The 22406-nt window shown below is 69.7% G+C and carries 15 protein-coding genes and 6 pseudogenes; 17 read left to right on the top strand and 4 right to left on the bottom strand.

All coding sequences use genetic code 11. The features are described 5' to 3' along the window. Window positions 1-123: 123 nt before the first annotated feature. The 5 genes and pseudogenes from OH735_RS15825 (at window position 124) to OH735_RS15805 (ending at window position 4262) form a co-directional block, all read left to right on the top strand. Window positions 124-579 (top strand): Lrp/AsnC family transcriptional regulator, encoded by a 456-nt coding sequence (locus OH735_RS15825; protein ID WP_266746854.1) that lies wholly within the window; start codon window positions 124-126, stop codon window positions 577-579. A 97-nt stretch (window positions 580-676) separates the two neighbouring features. After that, window positions 677-1840: an aminofutalosine synthase MqnE gene (gene mqnE / locus OH735_RS15820; protein WP_406382171.1), complete on the top strand. Its 1164-nt coding sequence runs from the start codon at window positions 677-679 to the stop codon at window positions 1838-1840. A gap of 52 nt (window positions 1841-1892) precedes the next feature. Further along, window positions 1893-2099 (top strand): annotated as a pseudogene (locus OH735_RS15815) (hypothetical protein); the annotation flags it as partial. A gap of 113 nt (window positions 2100-2212) precedes the next feature. Further along, a complete protein-coding gene (locus OH735_RS15810; RefSeq protein ID WP_406386579.1) occupies window positions 2213-2467 on the top strand; it encodes a DUF4229 domain-containing protein in 255 nt (84 codons plus the stop codon). A 442-nt stretch (window positions 2468-2909) separates the two neighbouring features. After that, complete coding sequence (locus tag OH735_RS15805; protein ID WP_406382170.1) at window positions 2910-4262, top strand: dicarboxylate/amino acid:cation symporter; 1353 nt, start codon at window positions 2910-2912, stop codon at window positions 4260-4262. Between the two features lie 81 nt (window positions 4263-4343). Here the strand turns inward: OH735_RS15805 and OH735_RS15800 are convergent, their stop codons facing one another. Further along, a complete protein-coding gene (locus OH735_RS15800; protein ID WP_406382169.1) occupies window positions 4344-5477 on the bottom strand; it encodes a glycosyltransferase in 1134 nt (377 codons plus the stop codon). Between the two features lie 250 nt (window positions 5478-5727). Between OH735_RS15800 and OH735_RS15795 the strand changes: the two genes are divergently transcribed. Both OH735_RS15795 and OH735_RS15790 read left to right on the top strand, forming a co-directional pair. Continuing rightward, a complete protein-coding gene (locus OH735_RS15795) occupies window positions 5728-6561 on the top strand; it encodes a hypothetical protein (protein WP_406382168.1) in 834 nt (277 codons plus the stop codon). Window positions 6562-6765: 204 nt separating this feature from the next. Then, window positions 6766-7371 (top strand): TetR/AcrR family transcriptional regulator, encoded by a 606-nt coding sequence (locus tag OH735_RS15790; RefSeq protein WP_406386577.1) that lies wholly within the window; start codon window positions 6766-6768, stop codon window positions 7369-7371. A 13-nt stretch (window positions 7372-7384) separates the two neighbouring features. Here the strand turns inward: OH735_RS15790 and OH735_RS15785 are convergent. The 3 pseudogenes from OH735_RS15785 to OH735_RS15775 form a co-directional block, all read right to left on the bottom strand. After that, a pseudogene (locus OH735_RS15785) lies at window positions 7385-8586 on the bottom strand (RNA-guided endonuclease InsQ/TnpB family protein). Window positions 8587-8784: 198 nt separating this feature from the next. Then, window positions 8785-9625 (bottom strand): annotated as a pseudogene (locus tag OH735_RS15780) (MaoC family dehydratase); the annotation flags it as partial. A gap of 6 nt (window positions 9626-9631) precedes the next feature. Further along, window positions 9632-10439, bottom strand: a pseudogene (locus tag OH735_RS15775) (SDR family oxidoreductase); the annotation flags it as partial. 71 nt (window positions 10440-10510) lie between these two features. Here OH735_RS15775 and OH735_RS15770 point away from each other — a divergent pair. From OH735_RS15770 to OH735_RS15725, 10 genes and pseudogenes are all read left to right on the top strand, one after another. Next, window positions 10511-10993, top strand: a pseudogene (locus OH735_RS15770) (long-chain fatty acid--CoA ligase); the annotation flags it as partial. Between the two features lie 270 nt (window positions 10994-11263). After that, window positions 11264-11632 (top strand): annotated as a pseudogene (locus OH735_RS15765) (hypothetical protein); the annotation flags it as partial. A gap of 2547 nt (window positions 11633-14179) precedes the next feature. Next, the gene (locus OH735_RS15760; RefSeq protein ID WP_406386956.1) at window positions 14180-14344 is read left to right on the top strand and encodes a hypothetical protein; all 165 of its coding nucleotides are present in this window, start codon (window positions 14180-14182) and stop codon (window positions 14342-14344) included. A gap of 242 nt (window positions 14345-14586) precedes the next feature. Continuing rightward, window positions 14587-15408 (top strand): M23 family metallopeptidase, encoded by an 822-nt coding sequence (locus tag OH735_RS15755; protein ID WP_406382167.1) that lies wholly within the window; start codon window positions 14587-14589, stop codon window positions 15406-15408. Between the two features lie 59 nt (window positions 15409-15467). Continuing rightward, window positions 15468-15701, top strand: coding sequence for a hypothetical protein (locus tag OH735_RS15750; protein WP_406382166.1), 234 nt, complete (start codon window positions 15468-15470; stop codon window positions 15699-15701). Between the two features lie 114 nt (window positions 15702-15815). Beyond that, on the top strand, window positions 15816-16724 hold the full coding sequence (locus tag OH735_RS15745) for a TIGR03619 family F420-dependent LLM class oxidoreductase (protein ID WP_406386576.1): 909 nt from the start codon (window positions 15816-15818) through the stop codon (window positions 16722-16724). A gap of 10 nt (window positions 16725-16734) precedes the next feature. Further along, a complete protein-coding gene (locus tag OH735_RS15740; RefSeq protein ID WP_406382165.1) occupies window positions 16735-17532 on the top strand; it encodes an SDR family NAD(P)-dependent oxidoreductase in 798 nt (265 codons plus the stop codon). Between the two features lie 167 nt (window positions 17533-17699). Beyond that, on the top strand, window positions 17700-18821 hold the full coding sequence (locus OH735_RS15735; RefSeq protein WP_406382164.1) for an LLM class flavin-dependent oxidoreductase: 1122 nt from the start codon (window positions 17700-17702) through the stop codon (window positions 18819-18821). A gap of 334 nt (window positions 18822-19155) precedes the next feature. Next, complete coding sequence (locus tag OH735_RS15730) at window positions 19156-20895, top strand: amidohydrolase family protein (RefSeq protein ID WP_406382163.1); 1740 nt, start codon at window positions 19156-19158, stop codon at window positions 20893-20895. Beyond that, window positions 20892-22352 (top strand): aldehyde dehydrogenase family protein, encoded by a 1461-nt coding sequence (locus OH735_RS15725; protein WP_406382162.1) that lies wholly within the window; start codon window positions 20892-20894, stop codon window positions 22350-22352. Before OH735_RS15730 ends, OH735_RS15725 begins: the two co-directional genes overlap by 4 nt. Window positions 22353-22406 lie beyond the last annotated feature (54 nt).

The raw sequence follows: 22406 nt of genomic DNA, 5'->3' as shown, positions 1-22406 counted from the left end.
ACTCCTGAGGATTCGAAAGCATTTTTTGGATGTTCGAGAAGTTTTGCAGGCAATGAAGCCTGCGTGCCTTAGATTCTACACGTAGAATCGCGATACTGCTGAACAATGGAAGGTTTCAGTCATATGGACGCGGTGGACAGGCAGCTCATCCAGGCCCTCAGGGAGAACGGCAGGGCCTCGTACGCCGAGCTGGGACGGCTCGTCGGACTCTCCGGGCCCAGCGTCACCGACCGCATCAACCGGCTGGAAACCGCCGGTGTCATCACCGGCTACCGCGCCACCGTCGACGCCGCGGCCCTGGGGCTCGGCGTCACGGCACTGATCGGCATCTCGCTCTCCGACGCGGCCGATCACGAGGACGTGGCGCGCCGGCTGAAGGACCTCGCGGAGATCGAGGACGCCTGGTTCATCGCGGGCGACGACTCGTACATGCTCAAGGTGCGCGTCGGTGACGTGGACGGTCTGGAGCGGACCATTCGCCGGCTCAGCGGTACGAGGGGCGTCTCGCGTACGCGTACCACGATCGTGCTCTCCACCAAGTGGGAGAACCGGGTCGGGGAACTTCCCGAAGAGGTGTAGGCGTAACGTGGTGGGGCCCCCGGGGGACCGGGGGTTTCGCCCGGTATCACCTGTCACCGGGAAACGCACAGCACGTCGACAACTGGGAGGCAGCCGCATGGACGTCGGGCTCAAGCGCGAGCTGGAGGAGAAGGTCCGCGCAGGGGAGCGGCTGACCCGTGAGGACGGCATCGCCCTCTACGAGTCGGACGACCTGGCCTGGCTCGGTGGCCTCGCCCATGAGGTGCGGATGCGCAAGAACGGCGACGTCGTGCACTTCAACGTCAACCGGCACCTCAACATGACCAACGTGTGCACCGCGTCGTGCGCGTACTGCTCGTTCCAGCGCAAGCCGGGCGAGAAGGACGCGTACACCATGCGCATCGAGGAGGCCGTCCGGCTCGCGAAGGCGATGGAGGGCGAGAACCTCACCGAGCTGCACATCGTCAACGGGCTGCACCCCACCCTCCCGTGGCGCTACTACCCGCGCTCCCTCAGCGCGCTGAAGGAGGCCCTGCCGCAGGTCTCCCTCAAGGCGTTCACCGCAACCGAGATCCACCACTTCGAGACCATCTCCGGGCTCTCCGCCTCCGAGATCCTCGACGAGCTGATCGAGGCCGGTCTGGAGTCGCTGACCGGTGGCGGCGCGGAGATCTTCGACTGGGAGGTCCGCCAGCACATCGTGGACCACAACACTCACTGGGAAGACTGGTCGCGCATCCACCGCCTCGCGCACGAGAAGGGTCTGAAGACCCCGGCGACGATGCTGTACGGCCACATCGAGGAGCCGCGTCACCGCGTCGACCATGTGCTGCGGCTGCGCGAGCTGCAGGACGAGACCGGTGGCTTCCAGGTCTTCATCCCGCTGCGCTACCAGCACGACTTCGTGGACATGAAGGACGGCAAGGTCCGCAACAAGCTCCAGGCCCGGACGACGATGGCGACCGGCGCCGAGGCGCTGAAGACCTTCGCCGTCTCGCGGCTCCTCTTCGACAACGTCCCGCACGTCAAGGTCTTCTGGGTGATGCACGGCGTGCAGACCGCCCAGCTCGCGCTCCAGCACGGCGCGGACGACATGGACGGCTCGGTCGTCGAGTACAAGATCACGCACGACGCGGACAACTACGGCACGCCGAACAAGCTCGGCCGCGAGGATCTGCTCGACCTGATCCGTGACGCGGGCTTCCGGCCCGTCGAGCGCAACACCCGGTACGAGATCATCCGCGAGTACCCGGGCCCGGACGCCGAGCGGCGCGAGTCGCCGCAGCCGATGCGCGTCTGACGTCCCGCCGTCAGCAGCCCCGTACGAGTTGAGCCCCGGCCACCGGCCGGGGATCGCGGGGATCGAGGCCGTCCGGCCGACCTGCCGCGGAGGTATCGGTGTCGACCGGTTCTATGCCTCGTGCGGATACAAGGAGGTGGGGCGGGTGCCCGACGCGATCCGGGTGGCCGAGGGGGACGACCGCGAAGACATCATCATGCTGCTGCCGCTCGGCCGAGAAGCCGCGGCGGAACCCTTCAGACGCAACCCTCCGAAGTGATCGATTCCGGGGCATGCTTCACTGGTCGGGCAGGATCGCAGGACTGTCGTACGTAGAGAAAGAGGCCAACTGTGTCCGCTGCCAGCCCGAGCGCGACAATTCGGTACACCGCGATGCGCCTCGGTATCTTCGTAGGCTGCTTCGCCGTCGCGGCCGTGGCCGTCCACTTCGGCCTGCTGCCCTCCGGGGTGGGCGGCTCCAATTTCATCTGGGTGATCCTCCTCGCCCTGGTCCTGTCCGCGCCGCTCAGCTATGTGCTGCTGCGCAAGCAGCGTGACGAGATGTCCGAGCAGATCGTGTCCACGGTCGGCCGCACCAAGGCACGGCTCGAAGCGAACCGGACCCGCGAGGACCGCGTCGCCCCGTGACGACCGGCCGAGGATGACGCGGGCGGCTGCACACGGCCTCGTAAGGGCTGCGTAAGTTTTCTCACACCCGCACCGTTTCTCTACGAAACCCCAGCGCCGGAGCGATTGCTCCCGTACTGGGGTTTTGCCGTTCCCGCAGGGGTGTTGGGCGCTCCGGCGCCCGCGTCGCCGGCCGAGCGGGGCCAAAGAAGACCTTTGAGGTTCTCAAAGTTCAAGTGTTAACGTGTTCGCCATGAAGACAGCAGTGCGCCACCGATACGCCGCGAGCGTCCCGCTCGTGGAGCGCCTGCATGTCGATCTCTGCCGCTGTATGTCCGCGGTCTGTTGCCGCAACGTCTGAACCGGCACCATGCAGCGGCGCCGCCCCTGACGCGGGCGCCGCACCCCCGTCCCCCGCACAACGTTCCCGTGCGCCCCGGTGCGCCACCCCAGGAGTGTGTCCGTGTCCGCGAATTCCGCGTCCGCCGCCGCGACCGACAGCCCGTCCGGCTCCGGTTCCCGTATACCCAAGGTCCCGTTCTGGGCCCAGATAGTCGCCGGTCTCGTCCTCGGTGTCGTCCTCGGGTGGCTTGCCCGTACGTACGACATCAACTGGCTCTACAGCACGCTCGACAAGGTCGGCCACATCTTCGTCCAGCTGCTGAAGCTGGCCGTCGCGCCGCTCGTCTTCTTCGCGATCCTGGTGTCGATCACCAACCTGCGCAAGGTCAACAACGCCGCCCGGCTGGCCACCCGTACCCTGCTCTGGTTCATGATCACCTCGCTGATCGCGGTCGCCATCGGCCTCACGATCGGCCTGATCACCAACCCGGGTGCCGGAACCGGCCTCACGCCGAAGGACGGCAAGCTGCCGGAACACGCGGGCTCCTGGCTCGACTTCCTCACCGGCATCATCCCGGACAACGTGATCACCCCGTTCACCGAGCTGAACGTGCTCCAGATCGTCTTCATGGCCGCCGTCGCCGGCATCGCCGCGCTCAAGCTCGGCGACAAGGCCCAGCCGATCCTCACCCTCAGCGAGTCCGTCCTGGAGCTCCTCCAGAAGGCCCTGTGGTGGGTCATCCGCCTCGCCCCCATCGGCACCATCGGCCTCATCGGCTACGCGATCGCCGACTACGGCTGGGACCTGATCGGCAAGTACGCGACGTTCACCGCCGACGTCTACATCGGCTGCGCCCTGGTGCTGTTCGGGGTGTACCCGCTGCTGCTCGCGACCGTCGCCAAGCTCAGCCCGCTGCAGTTCTTCAAGGGTGCCTGGCCGGCGATCCAGCTGGCGTTCGTCTCCCGCTCCTCGGTCGGCACGATGCCGGTCACCCAGAAGGTCACCGAGCGCCTCGGCGTCCCGAAGGAGTACGCCTCCTTCTCGGTCCCGTTCGGTGCCACCACCAAGATGGACGGCTGCGCCGCGATCTACCCGGCGCTGGCCGCGATCTTCATCGCGCAGATCTTCGACGTCCAGCTGGGTGTCGGCGACTACGTCCTGATCGCGTTCGTCTCGGTGATCGGCTCCGCGGCCACCGCCGGCCTCACCGGCGCCACGGTCATGCTGACCCTCACGCTGTCGACGCTGGGCCTCCCGCTGGAGGGTGTCGGTCTGCTCATGGCCATCGACCCGATCCTGGACATGATGCGCACGGCCACCAACGTGGCGGGCCAGGCGCTGGTCCCGGTGATCGTCTCGGCCCGCGAGAAGATCCTCGACCACGACGCGTACAACTCGGCCTCGTCCTCCCCGGTCGACGACGACGTCGAGGTGCGTGACGACGAGCCACAGCGCGTGCCGGTCGCCGCGTAGCGCTCATCCGACGTACGCAGGGGCGCCCCGGTCCGTGCTCACGGACCGGGGGCGCCCCTGCGTACTGGTCAGGGCGCGTGTCTACCGGGCCGCCCCGGCAGGCGAGACCGTCGACCTGGCCGGGCGGAAGACCGACGACGGCTTCCGGGCGGCCAGCCGCTGCTCGGCGAAGTCCCGGTTGGCGCGCGTCTGCTCGCGATAGGCGTCGGGCAGGTCCGGCATCGCCAGCAGGCGGTCGCAGGCCCGGAGCGAGCCCGCGTAGTCGCCGACCCAGTAGGCGGTGATCGAGAACTCGAAGAGCAGGCCCCAGCGGTACACCCACGGCTGGACGAACAGCAGGTCGTCCTTCGGCGCTTTCCGGTCGAGCGCCGCGCAGACGAAGGCGTGCGCGGTGCGGTAGCGGCCGAGGCGGCGCAGCCGGGAGGAGAGTTCGTAGCAGGCTTCGAGCCGCTGCGGGCGTGATTCCCAGGCGCGGGAGAGGGCATCCATGGCGGCCGGCCAGTCGTCGGCCTCGGCCTTGAGGATTCCGGCCTGCAGCAGCGCGTAGTACACCTCCTCCTCCCAGCCGCCCATCTGCGCGCGGCGTTCGTACAGGGCGGCCGCCTTGGCGATGTCGCCCATGTCGCGCATGGTCTGTGCCAGGTAGAAGACCGTACGGGTGTTGGAGGGGTCGCGCTTCATCTCGGCGCCGAGCAGCCGGGCGTCGCGTTCGAACTTGTCGTGCCGCGAGCCGCCGTCGGCGTAGTCCTCGATGACGAGGGCGTCGAGATTCCGCTGGTCGTCGTGCCGGTCGGTGGTGAGGTACTCATGGGTGACGCCGACGTACCGCCAGGGCAGGTTGCCGCGGACCAGCCGCTTGATCCGGTACTCGGTGGCGCCCTCGTGCCGGAGCATGTACGAGTCGGCGGTCAGCGGGGGCAGTGGGCCCTCCTGGCGGATCACCAGGTCCGCGTCGAGGAGCAGCAGAAAGTCGGCCTTGCCGTGGGCGTGCTTGATGTTCAGCGTGCGGTTGTGGCCGAAGTTCACCCAGGGCTCCTCGTGGAGCTCGCCGGGGAGGCCGTCGAGTGCGCCACGGATCAGTTGCTGGGTTCCGTCGGTCGAGCCGGTGTCGGAGATCACCCAGGTGTCGATCAGGCCGCGGACGGAGGCGAGGCAGCGTTCGATGACCGCGGCCTCGTTCTTGACGATCATGCACAGGCAAATAGAAGGTTTCATGGCAACACCAATTCCCGGCGGACAGGTGCGCGTGACCTTACGTACGGGGCGGGGCGGTGCGACTGCGGCACGCCGGAACAGCCCGGATGTACCACGGTGCGGGCACCCGACCGGACGTGGTCGCTAGGCCAATGCGTTAAACAGACCCGCTCGGCTGTAAAGCGACTCCTCCTGCGATCCGATGAACCGACCGAAGCGTGAACACGCTTCGTTGTGGCTTCACTTGATTCAGCTCTGGAAGGAGCAGTGAATGAGTCCTGAGAACAGGACCCGGTCCTCTCTCGGCCCGATTCCGCGGCGGCGTGCGTGGCTGACGGGTACCACGATTGCCTCGATCGCCCTCATCGTCACGGGGTTCGCGAGCCCCGCGGTCGCCGCGGCACAGCAGGCGCGTCCGGCTGCCGACAGCAGCAGCGTCGTCATGCCGTCGGGCGGCGACAATTGCAAGGTTGAGAAGCCCAAGAAGAAGAAGCCGAAGAAGCACAGGTCGCTCACGGACGCGGAGCAGGCGTCGCTCGCGCTCGGCGGCGGCGACAAGTGCAAGGTGGGCCCCACCGGGCCGACGGGGCCCACGGGTCCGAAGGGTGACACGGGACCCACGGGTCCGACGGGTGACACGGGTCCCACGGGTGCCAACGGTGAGACCGGTCCCACCGGCCCCACGGGTGGCAACGGTGAGACCGGTCCCACCGGTCCCACCGGTCCCACCGGCCCCACGGGGCCCAGGGGTCCGAGGGGTAACACAGGCCCTACCGGCCCCACCGGTCCGTGTGCCGACATCGATTCCCTCGACCCGAACGACGCGGAGGAGTTCAGCGCCGTACTCAGCGGCGGCAACGCGTTCGTCGGACGCCGGAACACCAACCCCATGCCCCCGCAGGGGAACTACTCGTGGGTGAACCTCTCGAACAATGACAACTACCCCACCAACGCCTGTTCCATCTCCATCGTGGACCACGGGAACGACTCCTACGTGAAGGTGCTGACCACCACCGGTCAGGTCTGGGAGACGCACGGGGTCACCAACGACAACAACTTCATCTGGATCGAGCCCTGGACGCTGGTGGTGTTGCAGCCGAGCTGACCGAACGAGGGAAGTGATTGTGTGTGCTGTGCCCGCCGGGTTCCGGCGGGCACAGTGCGCATTCGGCCCCGTCCGCAAATCGGCCATCTGAACCGGGCCGCCACCGCTCCGTACGACGCCGAGGAAACCCGCGCCGTACTCTTACCGGGGAGTGGCACAGCGGGGCGGGAGGAAGTCGACGTGGGTGCTGTGAAGAGCAGACGGATGCCGCGTGCCGTGCGTGAGCAGCAGATGATGGACGCCGCCGTGCGGACCTTCGGGCAGCGTGGATACCGTGCCGCGTCGATGGATGAGATCGCCGAGCTGGCCGGGGTGTCCAAGCCGCTGGTGTATCTGTACCTCAACTCCAAGGAAGAGCTCTTCACCGCCTGCATCCGGCGCGAGGCGAAAGCACTGGTCGACGCCGTACGGGCGGGGGCGGAGCCGGGACTTCCGGCCGACCGGCAACTGTGGTCCGGGCTCCGCGCGTTCTTCACGCACACGGCGGAGCACCCGGACGGCTGGTCGGTGCTGCACCGCCAGGCGCGTACGCACGGGGAGCCCTTCGCCGCCGAGGTCACGGCGATGCGGGACGAGATCGTGGCGTTCGTGACGGGTCTGATCGGGGCCGCGGCGCGCGAGGCGCACCACGATCCGGCGCTCCCCGACCGCGATGTGTCGGGGCTGGCGCAGGCGCTCGTGGGGGCCGCGGAATCGCTCGCCGGGTGGGCGAACGAGACCCCGGGCGTCTCGGCGAAGGAGGCCGCGGCCACCCTGATGAACTTCTCCTGGGCGGGGCTGGAGAACCTTTTGACTTCCTCCCCCTCGTGAACGAGGGGGATTCCTACGGCTCGCGCCGTGGGGGTTTCTGCTTCGTAGCCGACTGCCCGCCCGGAGAACTCCGTTGAGGTCTTACACCAGCTCCACAGACTGTTACCGCCAGCCCGGCGGCCAGAAGGTTCTTCGCCGCGTTCACGTCCCGGTCGTGGGTCGTTCCGCAGTCGCACGTCCAGGTACGGACGTTCAGCGGCATCTTCTCGGCGAGGGTGCCGCAGGCGGAGCACAGCTTGGACGAGGGAACCATCGGTCGACGGCGATCACCTCGCGCCCGTACCAGGCGGCCTTGTACTCCAGCATGGAGCGGAACTCGCTCCAGCTCGCGTCCGAGATGGCTCGGGCGAGCGTGTGGTTCTTGACCATGTTGCGCACGGTCAGGTCCTCGATCACGAGCGTTTGGTTTTCACGCACGAGACGAGTGGTCAGCTTGTGGAGCAGGTCACGGCGACGGTCGGCGATCCTCGCGTGGATCTCGGCGACCTTGCGCCGGGCCTTGGCCCGGTTGGCGCCGTCGCCCCTGGCCTTGCGGGACAGTTTCCGCTGAGCTTTGGCGAGTCGGGCGCGGTCTTGGCGTTCGTGCCGGGGGTTGGCGATCTTCTCCCCGGTGGAGAGGGTCAGCAGGTGGTCCAGGCCGGCATCGATTCCGAGCGCGCTGTCGGTGGCGGGGAGGGGCTGGATGGACGGGTCGTCACACAGCAACGAGACGAACCAGCGTCCCGCCGCGTCCTGGGAAACGGTCACCGTGGACGGCCTCGCCCCCTGGGGGAGCGGCCGGGACCACACGATGTCCAGCGGTTCGGTCATCTTCGCCAGGGTCAGCTCCCCGTCACGGAAGCGGAACCCGCTGGTGGTGTACTCCGCCGACTTCCGCGACTTCTTCCGCGACTTGAAGCGCGGGTACTTCGCCCGCTTGCCGAAGAAATTGGTGAACGCGGTCTGCAGGTGCCGCAGCGTCTGCTGGAGCGGCACCGACGAGACCTGGTTGAGGAACGCCAGCTCCTCGGTCTTCTTCCACGCCGTCAGCATCGCCGACGTTGCGTTGTAGTTGACCCGCTCCTGCCGCACCCATGCCTCCGTGCGGGCGGCGAGCGCCAGGTTGTAGACCTTCCGCACGCAACCGAACGTGCGCGACAGCTCGGCTGCCTGCGCATCGGTCGGACAGAAGCGGTACTTGAACGCCCGCTTCACACAGCTCGTGGTCACGCTCACAAACTAGCGGTGCTGCGAGTTAAGATCAAATCTGCGGGTCACAGCACGGCCTTTCGCCCCGGGAGCGAAACCCCGTTCCTTGCCCTGCTCCGCAGGAGTCCGTTTCCTCTCCGCCCTGAAGGGCGGAGTATCCGCGGAGGAATCCGATGAACGGCCGTCCGTGGCAGCCGCCGAACCGGGCGGGGGACCGGGCGACCTGAGGGTCGTCCCGGTGAGGTGGACGCGGTCCGCGCCGCGCAGCTGGAAGCCGGTGGGGTCCGCCGCGTAGATGACGGTGGCGGGCAGCGGGACGGGGGCCCGGAAGTCGGCCCGTACCCACCGGACTTCATCGGGTCGCGGCGCCTCGGCCAGGCAGCGGGCGACGGTCCACATGCCGTGGGCGACGGCCCGGGGGAAGCCGAAGAGCCGGGCGGTGAGCGGATACAGGTGGATCGGGTTGCGGTCGCCCGACGCGGCACCGTAACGGCGCCCCAGATCACCGGGGAGCCGCCACTCGGCGACGGCGGGCGGCTCGGGGACCGGGGTCGGGTCCGGGGCAGGGGTCGGGGGCGGGGCCGGGGTCGGGTCTCCCGTGGTGACGGTCGCGCGCGTCGCGTGCCGGGAGAGGTAGCCGCTGCGGGACTCCCAGACCACTCGCCCGCCAGCCGCGCCTCGGTGACCATCGTGACCTCGGTGCCGCGCCGGTGCGGGGCCAACCCATAGGCGTACACCGTGAGTTCGAGCCGATCGCTCGGGTGCGGGGCGCGGTGGCGGGTGATCTCTGTCCAGGTGTGGACGAGCCCGACGACCGGCAGGGGAACTCCCTGGCCGTCATCAGCCGCATGGCGAGCGGGAAGCCCAGCACATGCGGGTACGTGAGCGGCAGCGCGCCCGACCCGGAGAAGCCGCAGACCCGGCGGTACGCGGCGAGGGGGGCCGGTGCGATCGGCGCGGCCGGGAGGACCGCCCGGCCCGTGGGTACGGTGGCGCCCGGGCGGCCTGCCCTCTTGAACGGGGACGTGACAGCTGCCCGTACGAGTGTCACGTTCAGATTCGGCATGGGCCACGCACCCAGCAGGCTCTGGCCGCAGACCCGCACGATCTGGCCGTTGACGGCCGTCGACGAGGGCTGGGCGAACCAGGCGACGGTCTCGGCGACATCGACCGGCAGGCCGCCCTGCGCAAGGGAGTTCATCCGGCAGACCGCCCCGCACAAGGGAGTTCGTCCGGCGGCCCGCCTCCCGGATGAAGAGGGGAACGGCCGCGGTCATCTTCGTCTCGATGAAGCCGGGGGCCACCGCGTTGACCGTGACACCGTGGTCGGCGGCGGCGGCACGCGGAGCCAGCGAGCGGACCAGGCCGATGATGCCCGCCTTGCTCGCCGCGTAGTTCGTCTGGCCGGTGTTGCCCGCGATACCGGCGATGGAGGCCGTGGCGACGATTCGGCCGCCGCGGTTGACGGTGCCCGCCTTGAGCAGCGCGTCCGTGGTGCGCAGCACGCTGTCGAGATTGACGTCGACGGCACAGGCCCAGCGGTCGGCCGGCATGTTGGCGAGCCGGCGGTCGCGGGTGATGCCCGCGTTGTGGACGAGGACGTCGAGGCCGCGAGGAACCGCGGCGGCGATCCGTTCCGCCGCGTCCGCGGTGGTGATGTCCAGCGGCAGTGCGGTGGCGCCGAGCCGGTCGGCGGTCCGGGCCAACTCGTCCTGCGCCGACGGGATGTCGAGGCAGACGACCCGGGCGCCGTCCCGGGCCGGCACCGAGGCGACCGAGGCGCCGATGCCGCGCGCCGCGCCGGTGACCAGCGCGGTGCGCCCGGCGAGCGGTGCCGCCGGGCCGGCGACGTGGCCGGGCGCGTCGGCGGTCAGCTCGATCCCGCAGGGTCGCGGTGATCGGCGGCAGCCGCACCCCGTTCGCGCGCTCCGACGGCCCGTACGTGCAGGTCGGCTGGTTCGCCACCGGCGACCTCGGCGCGCTCGACGAGGACGGCTGCCTCGCCATCACCGGCCGCAAGAAGGACATCGTCTTCACCTCCGGCGGCAAGAACGTCGCCCCGGCTCCCCTGGAAGACTGGCTGCGCGTTCACCCGCTGGTCAGCCAGTGCGTGGTCGTCGGCGACGACCGGCCGTTCATCACCGCCCTGATCACCTTGGAACCGGACGGGCTCGCCCACTGACTGCAGATGAAGAAGAAACAGGACGTGCCGATACGGAACCTCGTCGTCGACGACGAGTTCCGGGCGGCCCTGCAACGCGCGGTCGACGTGGCCAACCGGCTCGTCTCCCGCGCCGAATCGATCCGTAAATTCACCGTGCTGCCCGCGGACTTCACCGAGGAGAGCGGCCACCTGACCCCCTCGCTGAAACTGAAGCGCGCCGCGATCGGGCGGGACTTCGAGAAGGAGATCGAGGCGCTTTACCGGAACTGACCGCACAGGCCGCGGCCGTCGTCATCGGGCGGGACGGTTTCCGGGTCTTTCCCGGATTCCGGATTTGTCATATACGTCTTTCAATCCGACCCAATGGGGCAATTCCTCAAGGTCAATTGGCAAGGTGGATGCATTGCGGCCGGTCCGGACGCCGGGCCGAAGTGAGCAACGGGCTTAACCAGTCTGCAAATAGGGGCAGATGGCCGAAGCCCTGCTCACTCACATGGGGAGCGGTCTGCATCCAGACGGTAGATCACCGGCGTGGCGCATATGCCATTGAGTCGCCGCGGCTGCCACAGTCCAGGCTCCGATCCACGCAGAGCCGGTAAGGAATCCGAGATGCACAAATCGAGAAGCCGGGACGCCCTGTCCCGTTCAATCCTGGGCGCCATGTCGCTGGGTATGACCCTGGCGCTGTGTCCCATGGACATCGCTCACGGAACGCCGAACCCCGTGGGTTCGCAGGCGGTCAACCGAGCGATGGCGGAACGGGTGGCGGCCAGCGTGTCCGGGACAGTCATCGCCCAGACCTCTCAGAACATCCGCAGCGGTCCCACCACTCAGTCGGCGATCGTGGGCAGCGTGCCGTCCGGCGGCACGGTGTCCATCGCCTGCCAGGTGAACGGCGAGAGCGTGGGCGGGAACCCGCTGTGGTATCTGCTGTCCAACGGCAGCGGCTGGATGAGCGCCCGCTACATCGCGACGCAGACCAGCGTGCCGTTCTGCAGCAGTTTCCCGGGTAGCGGTGCCACCGGTCCGACGGGACCCACGGGTCCGACGGGTCCGACGGGCCCGACGGGTGCCCACGGCACGACCGGTCCGACGGGTGCGACGGGTCTGCAGGGTGTGACCGGCGCGACCGGTGCGACGGGTGCCCACGGTGCGACCGGTCCGACGGGTGCGACGGGTGCCCACGGTGCGACCGGTGCGACCGGTGCGACGGGTGCGACGGGTGCGACGGGTCTGCAGGGTGTGACCGGTGCGACCGGTGCGACCGGTGCGACGGGTGCGACGGGTCTGCAGGGTGTGACCGGTGCGACCGGTGCGACGGGTGCGACGGGTGCGACGGGTCTGCAGGGTGTGACCGGTGCGACCGGTGCGACGGGTGCGACGGGTCTGCAGGGTGTGACTGGCGCGACCGGTGCGACCGGTGCGACGGGTGCGACGGGTGCGACGGGTGCGACGGGTCTGCAGGGTGTGACTGGCGCGACCGGTGCGACGGGTGCGACGGGTGCGACGGGTCTGCAGGGTGTGACCGGCGCGACGGGTGCGACGGGTGCGACCGGTGCGACGGGTGCCGATGGTGTGACTGGTCCGGCTGGTCCGACGGGTGCGACGGGTCTGCAGGGTGTGACCGGTGCGACGGGTGCGACCGGTGCGACGGGTGCCGATGGTGTGACTGGTCCGGCTGGTCCGACGGGTGCGACGGGTCTGCAGGGTGTGACCGGTGCGACGGGTGCGACCGGTGCGACGGGTGCTGACGGTGTGACTGGTCCGGCTGGTCCGACGGGTGCGACGGGTCTGCAGGGTGTGACCGGTGCGACGGGTGCGACCGGTGCGACGGGTGCCGATGGTGTGACCGGTCCGGCTGGTCCGACGGGTGCGACGGGTCTGCAGGGTGTGACCGGTGCGACGGGTGCGACCGGTGCGACGGGTGCCGATGGTGTGACCGGTCCGGCTGGTCCGACGGGTGCGACGGGTCTGCAGGGTGTGACCGGCGCGACGGGTGCGACCGGTGCGACGGGTGCCGATGGTGTGACCGGTCCGGCTGGTCCGACGGGTGCGACGGGTCTGCAGGGTGTGACCGGCGCGACGGGTGCGACCGGTGCGACGGGTGCCGATGGTGTGACCGGTCCGGCTGGTCCGACGGGTGCGACGGGTCTGCAGGGTGTGACCGGCGCGACGGGTGCGACCGGTGCGACGGGTGCCACGGGTGCCACGGGTGCAGCTGGTGTGGACGGTACCAACGGGATCGACGGTGCTACCGGGCCTGCGGGTGCGACGGGTGCCACCGGTGCGACGGGTGCCACGGGTGCCACGGGTGCTACGGGTGCAGCTGGTGTGGACGGTACGAACGGGATCGACGGTGCTACCGGACCTGCTGGTCCGACCGGCGCAACCGGCGCCACGGGTGCCACGGGTGCAGCTGGTGTGGACGGTACGAACGGGATCGATGGCGCTACCGGGCCTGCGGGTGCGACGGGTGCCACCGGTGCGACGGGTGCCACGGGTGCCACGGGTGCTACGGGTGCAGCTGGTGTGGACGGTACGAACGGGATCGACGGTGCTACCGGACCTGCTGGTCCGACCGGCGCAACCGGCGCCACGGGAGCAACCGGCGCAACCGGTGCGACGGGTGCCACGGGTGCCACGGGTGCAGCTGGTGTGGACGGTACCAACGGGATCGACGGTGCTACCGGGCCTGCGGGTGCGACGGGTGCCACCGGTGCGACGGGTGCCACGGGTGCCACGGGTGCTACGGGTGCAGCTGGTGTGGACGGTACGAACGGGATCGACGGTGCTACCGGACCTGCTGGTCCGACCGGCGCAACCGGCGCCACGGGTGCCACGGGTGCAGCTGGTGTGGACGGTACGAACGGGATCGATGGCGCTACCGGGCCTGCGGGTGCGACGGGTGCCACCGGTGCGACGGGTGCCACGGGTGCCACGGGTGCTACGGGTGCAGCTGGTGTGGACGGTACGAACGGGATCGACGGTGCTACCGGACCTGCTGGTCCGACCGGCGCAACCGGCGCCACGGGTGCAGCTGGTGTGGACGGTACCAACGGGATCGACGGTGCTACCGGTCCGGCTGGTCCGACGGGAGCAACCGGCGCGACGGGTGCTACGGGTGCAGCTGGTGTGGACGGTACGAACGGGATCGACGGTGCTACCGGGCCTGCGGGTCCGACGGGTGCCACCGGTGCGACGGGTGCGACGGGTGCAGCCGGTGTGGACGGTACCAACGGGATCGACGGTGCTACCGGACCTGCTGGTCCGACCGGCGCAACCGGCGCGACGGGCGCAACCGGCGCAACCGGTGCCACGGGTGCCACGGGTGCCACGGGTGCCACCGGTGCGACGGGACCTGTCGGCCCGTCTCAGACCGCGACCAGCAACGCCATTCCCATTCCCCCCGGCGGTAGCGTCGAGAACATCAACGCCATCTGCCCCGCCGGGACCGTAGTGACCGGTGGAGGTGCCCTGAACCAGAACCAGAACGATGAGATCCACTGGACCGCGAGCTACCCGGACACCGGCCTCAACATGTGGGTGGTCTCCGCGTACAACGCCGGTGGCAGCCCGCAGACCGTCCAGTCCTACGCGGTCTGTCTTCCCGCCAGCCCGTGACGTGACTAGTTCGAAGGGGAATGGTCAGGAACCCGCTTAGGGTTCGGGACAGTTCCCGTGGCCGCTGCCGCAGCAGATGAAGGGTCTTCTGCTGCGGCAGCGGCATGTCGTTTCCGCCGAGCGCCACAGGTCTTACGGGGCAACCGAACTTCCGGCACTCTTGGGTCCGTTCAACCCGAAAGGCTCTCCCCCCGTACCTCGGTGTTCCACACGGAATCGACTCGGAGGATGACCGCATGCGCATGCGCTCGATACGTATCGCCCTGCTTGGCCTGGTGGCCCTCGTCGCAGGGCTGCTCACCGCGACCCCCGCCGCCGCGGCCCCGAATTTCAAGGCGCCGTTCCCCTGCGGCCAGACCTGGACCTACAGCCATCACTCGGCGGAGGTCAGATCGGCCCTCGACTTCGTCCGCACCGACGGTGGCGCCACGGCCGGCACCCCGGTCCTCGCCTCGTCCGGTGGGATCGCACACCGTTACTCCCAGCCCAGCGGTGCGGGCAACTACATCGCCATCGACCACGGCGGCGGCTGGCAGACGTACTACTTCCACCTCGCCTCGTACTCCGTCGCCGACGGCGCCTCCGTCTCCCAGGGCCGGCAGATCGGTGTCACCGGCTCCACCGGCAACAGCAGCGGCGCCCACATCCACTACGAGCAGCTGTACAACGGCGTGGGCCAGACCATCGCGATCAACGGGCAGTCGCTGGCCCCGTACCCCGGCTCGTACTACAGCAAGTACCTGACCAGCGACAACGGCTGCGGTGGCGGTGGAGGCGGTAAGTACTGGGTCGACACCTTCGCCAACGCCACGGGCTACGCGGCACCCAACACGGCCGACGCCCAGGGCGTGCTGAACGCCGGCACGAACTACGTCTACTGCAAGGTGTGGGGTGCCCAGGTCGGCTCGGGCTCCAGCTACAACCACTGGTGGCTGAAGACGGACCTCGACACGGTGTACGCGGGCAAGAACGGGCGCGGCGCGTACGTCTCGGCGTACTACCTGTCCCGTTGGGGCAACGACGAGGCCCGGGACAACAACGGAACCGTGATCCCGGGCTGCTGACCGGCCGGCCTACGCGATCCGGTGGTCGTCGCCCGCACGGACGCCACGGTTGGCTGGAAGTGGACCGCACCCTCAATGTGCTGGGTCCCTTCAGCAAGGGCACGGCGGGCAGCGACCACGACGGCGGCGGGGGCTCGATCGAACAGCACGTGTCGGGTTCCCAGGGCGTCGGCGTCCAGGCCGCTCCGAACGAACACGAGGACGGCGAGGAGGAGGGAGAGGGGAAGGAAGGGGCGGTGGCGGTTGTCCCTGCCGCGGCGCACCCGGGTCGACCGCTCCCACCCCTTGTCTGATGCGACGTCAGGTACGACGATGGCCCCCGCACCCGTCAAGTGACGATGCGTCAGATTCAGCGGGAAGGAGGCCGTTCGGTGCCGATACCGCTCACCGGGCCGCTGCCGTACGGGATGCAGCTCCCGGTCCAGTCGCAGAGCACCATCTATGCCGAGGGGTGGGAGGCCGCGGCCACCCCCGCCGATCTCGCCGAGATCGCCCGCACCGCGGACCGTACCGGCTTCGCCTACCTGGCGAGCTGTGACCACGTCGCGATCCCGCGGCGGCTCGCCGGGGTCATGGGTACCGTCTGGTACGACCCGGTCGCCACGCTCTCGTTTCTCGCCGGGATCACCGGGCGCGTCCTGCTGATGAGCCATGTCGCCGTCGTCGGCCTGCGGCACCCGCTGGCCACCGCCAAGCAGTACGCCACCCTCGACCACCTCTGCGGCGGCCGGCTGATCCTCGGTGTCGGGGCCGGGCACGTCCCGGAGGAGTTTCAGGCGCTCGGGGCGGACTTCGACGGGCGGGGCGGGGTCCTCGACGAGACCATCGACGCGCTGAAGGCGGCGCTGGGCCCCGAGGAGTACCCCGAGTTCGTGGGGGAACGGTTCTCCTTCGCCGGGCTCGGGCAGCTGCCGCGGCCGGCCCAGGAACGGGTGCCCCTCTGGGTGGGCGGCTCCTCGCCCGCCGCCGTGCGCCGGGCCGCGGTGCGGGGCGACGGCTGGCTGCCGCAGGGCGATCCGCGGGAGAAGCTGCCCGCGCAGATCGCCCGGCTGAAGGCGCTGCGCGAGGCGGCCGGGATCGAGGACCCGATCGTCATCGGCGCGATCACCGAGCCGCTGTACGTCGGCGAGCCGGAGTGGTCCGTGGGGCGGCGCACCCTCGCCGGGAAGCCGGAGGTGCTCGCCGAGTCGCTGCGCGCGTACGGGGCGATGGGCGTGCACCAGATCCAGGTGCGGTTCCGCAGCCGGAGCCGTAGCGAACTGACCGACCAGATGGCGGCGTTCGCCGCCGAGGTCGCACCCCATCTCGACAGGTAGGAGTCAGGTCATGGGCAAGCTGGACGGGCGCACCGTGCTGATCAGTGGTGCGGCGCGCGGGCAGGGCGAGCAGGAGGCGCGGCTCTTCGCGGCGCAGGGCGCGCGGGTGGTGATCGCCGATGTGCTCGACGAGCAGGGTGAGGCGCTGGCCAAGGAGTTGAGGGAGGAGCTGGGGGAGGACGCCGCCCGGTTCGTCCATCTGGATGTGAGCCGGGAGGAGGACTGGCAGGCCGCCGTCGCCGCGGCGAAGGATGCCTTCGGGCGGATCGACGGGCTGGTCAACAACGCGGGGATCCTCCGGTTCAACGAGTTGGTGGCCACGCCGCTGGCGGAGTTCCAGCAGGTGGTGCAGGTCAACCAGGTGGGCGCGTTCCTCGGGATCAAGAACGTCGCGCCCGAGATCGAGGCCGCGGGCGGCGGAACCATCGTCAACACGGCCTCGTACACGGGGCTCACGGGCATGGCGTTCGTGGGCGCGTACGCCGCTACCAAGCACGCGGTGCTCGGGCTGACCAAGGTGGCGGCGGTGGAGCTGGCGGCAAAGAAGATACGGGTCAACGCGCTGTGCCCGGGGGCCGTGGACACCGCGATGACCAACCCGGCGGCGCTGGACCCGACCGCGGACCCGGAGGAGTCCAGGGCGGCGGTGGCCGAGCTGTACCAAAAGCTCGTGCCGCTGGGGCGGATCGGGCGGCCGGAGGAGGTGGCGGCGCTGGCGCTCTTTTTGACCTCGGACGACTCCTCGTACATCACCGGGCAGCCGTTCGTCATCGACGGGGGCTGGCTGGCGGGCGTCAGCCTGTTCTGAGCGGTCGCCTCCGGCTGTTCCGGGCAATCCCCTCCAGCGGTTCCGGGGAATCCCCTCCGGCGTGTCTGACGATGCGTCAGGTATTGACGGGTGCGGGTGCCGGTGGAACAGTCGGACGCATCACGAACTGACGATGCGTCAGAAACGATTGAGGACGGTGAACCCCCTTGGAATTCGGGCTCTTTGTACAGGGGTACGTGCCCGCCGCGCGGGCCAGGACCGACCCCGAGGCAGAGCACAAGGCGCTGATCGAGGAGACCGAGTACGTCATCCAGGCGGACAAGTCCGGCTTCAAGTACGCCTGGGCCTCCGAGCACCACTTCCTGGAGGAGTACTCGCATCTCTCGGCCAACGATGTGTACCTGGGCTACCTCGCGCACGCCACCGACCGCATCCACCTCGGATCCGGGATCTTCAACCCGCTCGCCCCCGTCAACCACCCCGTGAAGGTGGCCGAGAAGGTCGCCATGCTCGACCACCTCTCCGAGGGCCGCTTCGAATTCGGCTCCGGGCGCGGGGCCGGCAGCCACGAGATCCTGGGCTTCATGCCGGGCATCACCGACATGAACCACACCAAGGAACTCTGGGAAGAGACCATCGCCGAGTTCCCCAAGATGTGGCTCCAGGACGAGTACGTCGGTTTCCAGGGCAAGCACTGGTCGCTGCCGCCGCGCAAGATCCTGCCCAAGCCGTACGGGAAGTCGCACCCGGCGATGTGGTACGCGGCCGGGTCGCCGTCCTCGTACGCGATGGCGGGGAAGAAGGGGCTCGGCGTGCTGGGCTTCAGCGTGCAGAAGGTCTCCGACATGGAGTGGGTCGTCGAGTCCTACAAGACGGCGGTCAAGGACGCCGAACCCGTCGGGGACTTCGTCAACGACAACGTCATGGTCACCTCCACGGCCATCTGTGCCGAGACGCACGCGAAGGCCGTTGAGATCGCGGTGGGCGGCGGGCTGAACTACCTGCAGTCGCTGCTGTTCCGCTACCACGACACGTTCCCCCGGCCCGAGGGCATTCCGGAGTGGCCCGAGCTGCTGCCGGAGTACTCCGAGGAGATCATCGAGCTCCTGATCGCCGAGGAGCTGATGATCTGCGGCGATCCCGACGAGGTGCTGCGCCAGTGCAAGCGGTGGGAGCAGGCGGGGGCGGACCAGCTGAGCTTCGGGCTGCCGGTGGGGATGAGTCGTGAGGACACGCTGAACTCGATCAGGCTGATCGGGGAGCACGTGATTCCGGAGATCGATACGGACCCGGTGCATCGGACCTCGCGGTTCCGCGGGGCGGCGTAGGGAGGTTTCGGGGGCGCTGCCCCCGGACCCCCGCTCCTCAATCGCCGGAGGGGCTTGATTTTGCGGGTTTCGGGGCGCTGCCCCTGGACCCCCGCTCCTCAATCGCCGGAGGGGCTTGATTTTGCGGGTTTCGGGGCGCTGCCCCTGGACCCCTGCTCCTCAACCGCCAGAGGGGCTTGATTTTGCCCGGTCGGGCTTGGTTTTCAGCCTCGCCGGAGGGGCTTGACTCCCCCGACCAGCGGCGTCTTCCCGGACCGCCGCTCCGTGGGGCCGGGGTGCGCGACGCGGCCGTGCGCACCCCGGCCCCGCACACACCACGGAAGGGAACCCCGTCATGCTCGACCACCTCATCCGCGGAGCGACCGTCGTGGACGGCACCGGCGGACCCTCGTACCCCGCCGACATCGGCCTTCGCGACGGGCGCATCGCCGTCATCGCCGAACCGGGCACGCTCACCGAGGAGGCCGTCACCACCGAGGACGCCACCGGACTTGTTCTCGCCCCCGGCTTCGTCGACCCGCACACCCACTACGACGCCCAGCTCTTCTGGGACCCGTACGCCACCCCGTCCATGAACCACGGCGTCACCACCGTCGCCGGGGGCAACTGCGGATTCACCCTCGCCCCGCTCCACCCCGAACGCCCCGAGGACGCCGACTACACCCGCCGCATGATGGCGCGGGTCGAGGGCATGGCCCTCAAGGCCCTGGAGGAGGGCGTCGACTGGACCTGGTCCAGCTTCCGCGAATACCTCGACGCCCTCGAAGGACGGATCGCCATCAACGCCGGGTTCATGGTCGGCCACTGCGCCCTGCGCCGGCACGTCATGGGCGCCGACGCGATCGGCGGACAGCCCACACCCGGGCAGCTGGCCGCCATGCTGGCGCTCCTCCACGACGCCATGGACGCCGGGGCCTGGGGCCTTTCCACCACCCAGTCCGCCACCCACTCCGACGGCGACGGACAACCGGTCGCCTCCCGGCACGCGCTGCCCGAGGAACTCCTCGCCCTCTCCCGCGCCGTCGGCGAACACGAGGGCACCCAGCTCGAAGCGATCGTCGCGGGCTGCCTCGACCAGTTCTCCGACGAGGAGATCGACCTCCTCGTCGACATGACCGCCACCGCCGGACGCCCACTGAACTGGAACGTCCTCACCATCGACGCCGCCGTCCCCGAACGCGTACCCCGCCAGCTCGTCCCCAGCGAACGCGCCCGGCGCGCCGGCGGCCGGATCGTGGCCCTCACCATGCCGATCCTCACGCCCATGAACATGTCGCTCGGCACCTTCTGCGCCCTCAACCTCATACCCGGCTGGGGCGACATCCTCGCCCTCCCCGTTCCCGAACGCATCGAACGGCTCCGTGATGCCGCCACCCGCGCCGAGATGCTGCGCCGCGCCGACAGCAAGGAGGCCGGCGTCTTCCGCCGGCTCGCCGACTTCGGCCGGTACGTCATCGGGGACACGTACAGCGCGGCCAACGAGGGGTTGAGCGGACGCGTCGTCCGCGACATCGCCGCCGAACGCGGCCAGGACCCCTTCCACTGCCTCGTCGAGATCTGCGCCGCCGACGAGCTGCGTACGGTGCTGTGGCCCATGCCCACCGACAACGACCCCGACTCCTGGGCGCTGCGACGGCAGACCTGGGAACACGAGGACGTCATGCTCGGCGGCTCCGACGCGGGCGCGCACCTGGACCGGATGTGCGGCGCCCCGTACACCACCCGCTTCCTCGGCGACTGCCTGCGCCGACGCAAGCTCCTCCCCCTGGAACAGGCCGTCAAGATGCTCACCGACGACCCGGCCCGCCTCTTCGGGCTTCGAGGCCGCGGCAGGATCGAGGAGGGCTTCCACGCCGACCTCGTCCTCTTCGACCCCGAACGCATCGACGCCGGGCCCGCCACCCTCGTACACGATCTGCCCGGCGACAGCCCCCGCCTCGACGCCAAGGCCATCGGCATCGTGTCCGTCCGCGTCAACGGCGTGGAGACCCTGCGCGACGACAAGGTGACGGGCGCGGTCCCCGGTACGGTGCTCCGCTCGGGCCGCGACACCCGGACGGTGAGCACACTGTGACCACACCTCAGCGCCTCTTCATCGGCGGCGAGTGGACCGAACCGGACCACGGCCATTACGAGGTGATCAACCCGGCGACGGAGGACGTCGTCGGCCTCGCCCCCGAGGCGAGCCGCGCGCAGGTGTACGCGGCGGCATCCGCGGCCCGCGAGGCGTTCGTCGGCTGGTCCCGCACCCGCCCCGAGGAGCGGGCCGCGATCCTCGACCGGGCCGCCGACCTGATGCAGCGCGACCTCACCGGCAACGCCGCGCTCGCCCAGGCGGAGAGCGGCGCCACCACGGCAACGGCCAGGGGCATGCAGGTCGCCGTCGGCGCCGCCCGCTTCCGCCGGTACGCGAAGGGCGCCCTGGAGCCGGTCGAGGAAGCCGTCGCACCGCAGATCAACGAGGCCGGTCCGATGGGCCGGGCCGGAGTCTTCGGGGCGCTGGCCGTACGCCAGCCGGTCGGCGTCGTCACCTGCATCACCTCGTACAACAACCCCTGGGCCAACCCGGCCGGGAAGATCGCCCCCGCACTCGCCATGGGTAACACGGTCGTCGTGAAACCCGCACCGCAGGACCCGCTCTCCGTCTACCGGATGGCCGAGGCGCTCGCAGAGGCGGGCGTCCCGGCGGGCGTCGTCAACGTCGTCACCGGGTCGGGCCCGGACGCGGGGGAGGCGGCCGTCGACTCACCGGACGTCGACATGGTCAGCTTCACCGGCTCCACCGCCGTCGGGCAGCGCATCGCCGAGGTGTGCGGGCGCTCCATGAAGCGGCAGCTGATGGAGCTGGGCGGGAAGGGCGCCGCAGTCGTCCTCGACGACGCGGACCTCGACTCCGCGGTGGCGGGCATCGGCACCACGTTCTCCTTCTACAGCGGTCAGATCTGTACGGCTCCGACCCGCGTCCTCGTCCAGCGCGCGGCCCACGACGCCCTGATCGAGCGGCTCACCGCGTACGCGGGCCATCTGACGGTGGGCGATCCGACGGTCAGGGGCACGGTCGTCGGGCCGGTCATCTCCGCCGCCCACCGCGACCGCGTCGAGTCGTACATCGAGCTGGGGCGGAAGGAGGGGGCCAGGATCGTCACGGGCGGCGAACGCCCGGCCGGACCCGACCGGGGCTTCTACGTCGCGCCCACCCTCCTCGCCGACTGCACCAACGACATGCGTGTCGTCCGGGAGGAGATCTTCGGCCCGGTCGTCGTGGTCGTCCCCTTCGACGACGAGGAGGAGGGCATCGCCCTGGCCAACGACAGCGACTACGGGCTGATCGACTACGTCTGGTCCTCGGACGTGGCACGCGCCTTCCGAGTGGCCCGGCGGCTGCGAGCCGGCGGGGTCGGGGTGAACACCATCGGGCGGAACATGGAGGCCCCGTTCGGCGGGTTCAAGAAGAGCGGTGTCGGACGCGACGTCGGCTCGTACGCCCTGCACGCGTACAGCGAACTCCAGGCGATCGTCTGGCCGGGCTGAACCGGGGAACGGTGTACGGGTGTCCGTGGGCGTCCGCTGAGCGGACACCCACGG

Origin of the sequence: Streptomyces sp. NBC_01618, assembly GCF_045209435.1 — a bacterium.
Lineage (GTDB): Bacteria > Actinomycetota > Actinomycetes > Streptomycetales > Streptomycetaceae > Streptomyces.
Note: the sequence above shows the minus strand (reverse complement) of the source record. Positions and strands in the feature narration are given on the sequence as shown.

Excerpts from the sequence above, each read along its gene's own strand:
- OH735_RS15825 (WP_266746854.1), top strand. The coding sequence starts at position 124 with ATGGACGCGGTGGACAGGCAGCTCATCCAGGCCCTCAGGGAGAACGGC.
- mqnE (WP_406382171.1), top strand. The coding sequence starts at position 677 with ATGGACGTCGGGCTCAAGCGCGAGCTGGAGGAGAAGGTCCGCGCAGGG.
- OH735_RS15810 (WP_406386579.1), top strand. The coding sequence starts at position 2,213 with ATGCGCCTCGGTATCTTCGTAGGCTGCTTCGCCGTCGCGGCCGTGGCC.
- OH735_RS15800 (WP_406382169.1), bottom strand. The coding sequence starts at position 5,477 with ATGAAACCTTCTATTTGCCTGTGCATGATCGTCAAGAACGAGGCCGCG.
- OH735_RS15795 (WP_406382168.1), top strand. The coding sequence starts at position 5,728 with ATGAGTCCTGAGAACAGGACCCGGTCCTCTCTCGGCCCGATTCCGCGG.
- OH735_RS15790 (WP_406386577.1), top strand. The coding sequence starts at position 6,766 with ATGCCGCGTGCCGTGCGTGAGCAGCAGATGATGGACGCCGCCGTGCGG.
- OH735_RS15755 (WP_406382167.1), top strand. The coding sequence starts at position 14,587 with ATGCGCTCGATACGTATCGCCCTGCTTGGCCTGGTGGCCCTCGTCGCA.
- OH735_RS15745 (WP_406386576.1), top strand. The coding sequence starts at position 15,816 with ATGCAGCTCCCGGTCCAGTCGCAGAGCACCATCTATGCCGAGGGGTGG.
- OH735_RS15740 (WP_406382165.1), top strand. The coding sequence starts at position 16,735 with ATGGGCAAGCTGGACGGGCGCACCGTGCTGATCAGTGGTGCGGCGCGC.
- OH735_RS15730 (WP_406382163.1), top strand. The coding sequence starts at position 19,156 with ATGCTCGACCACCTCATCCGCGGAGCGACCGTCGTGGACGGCACCGGC.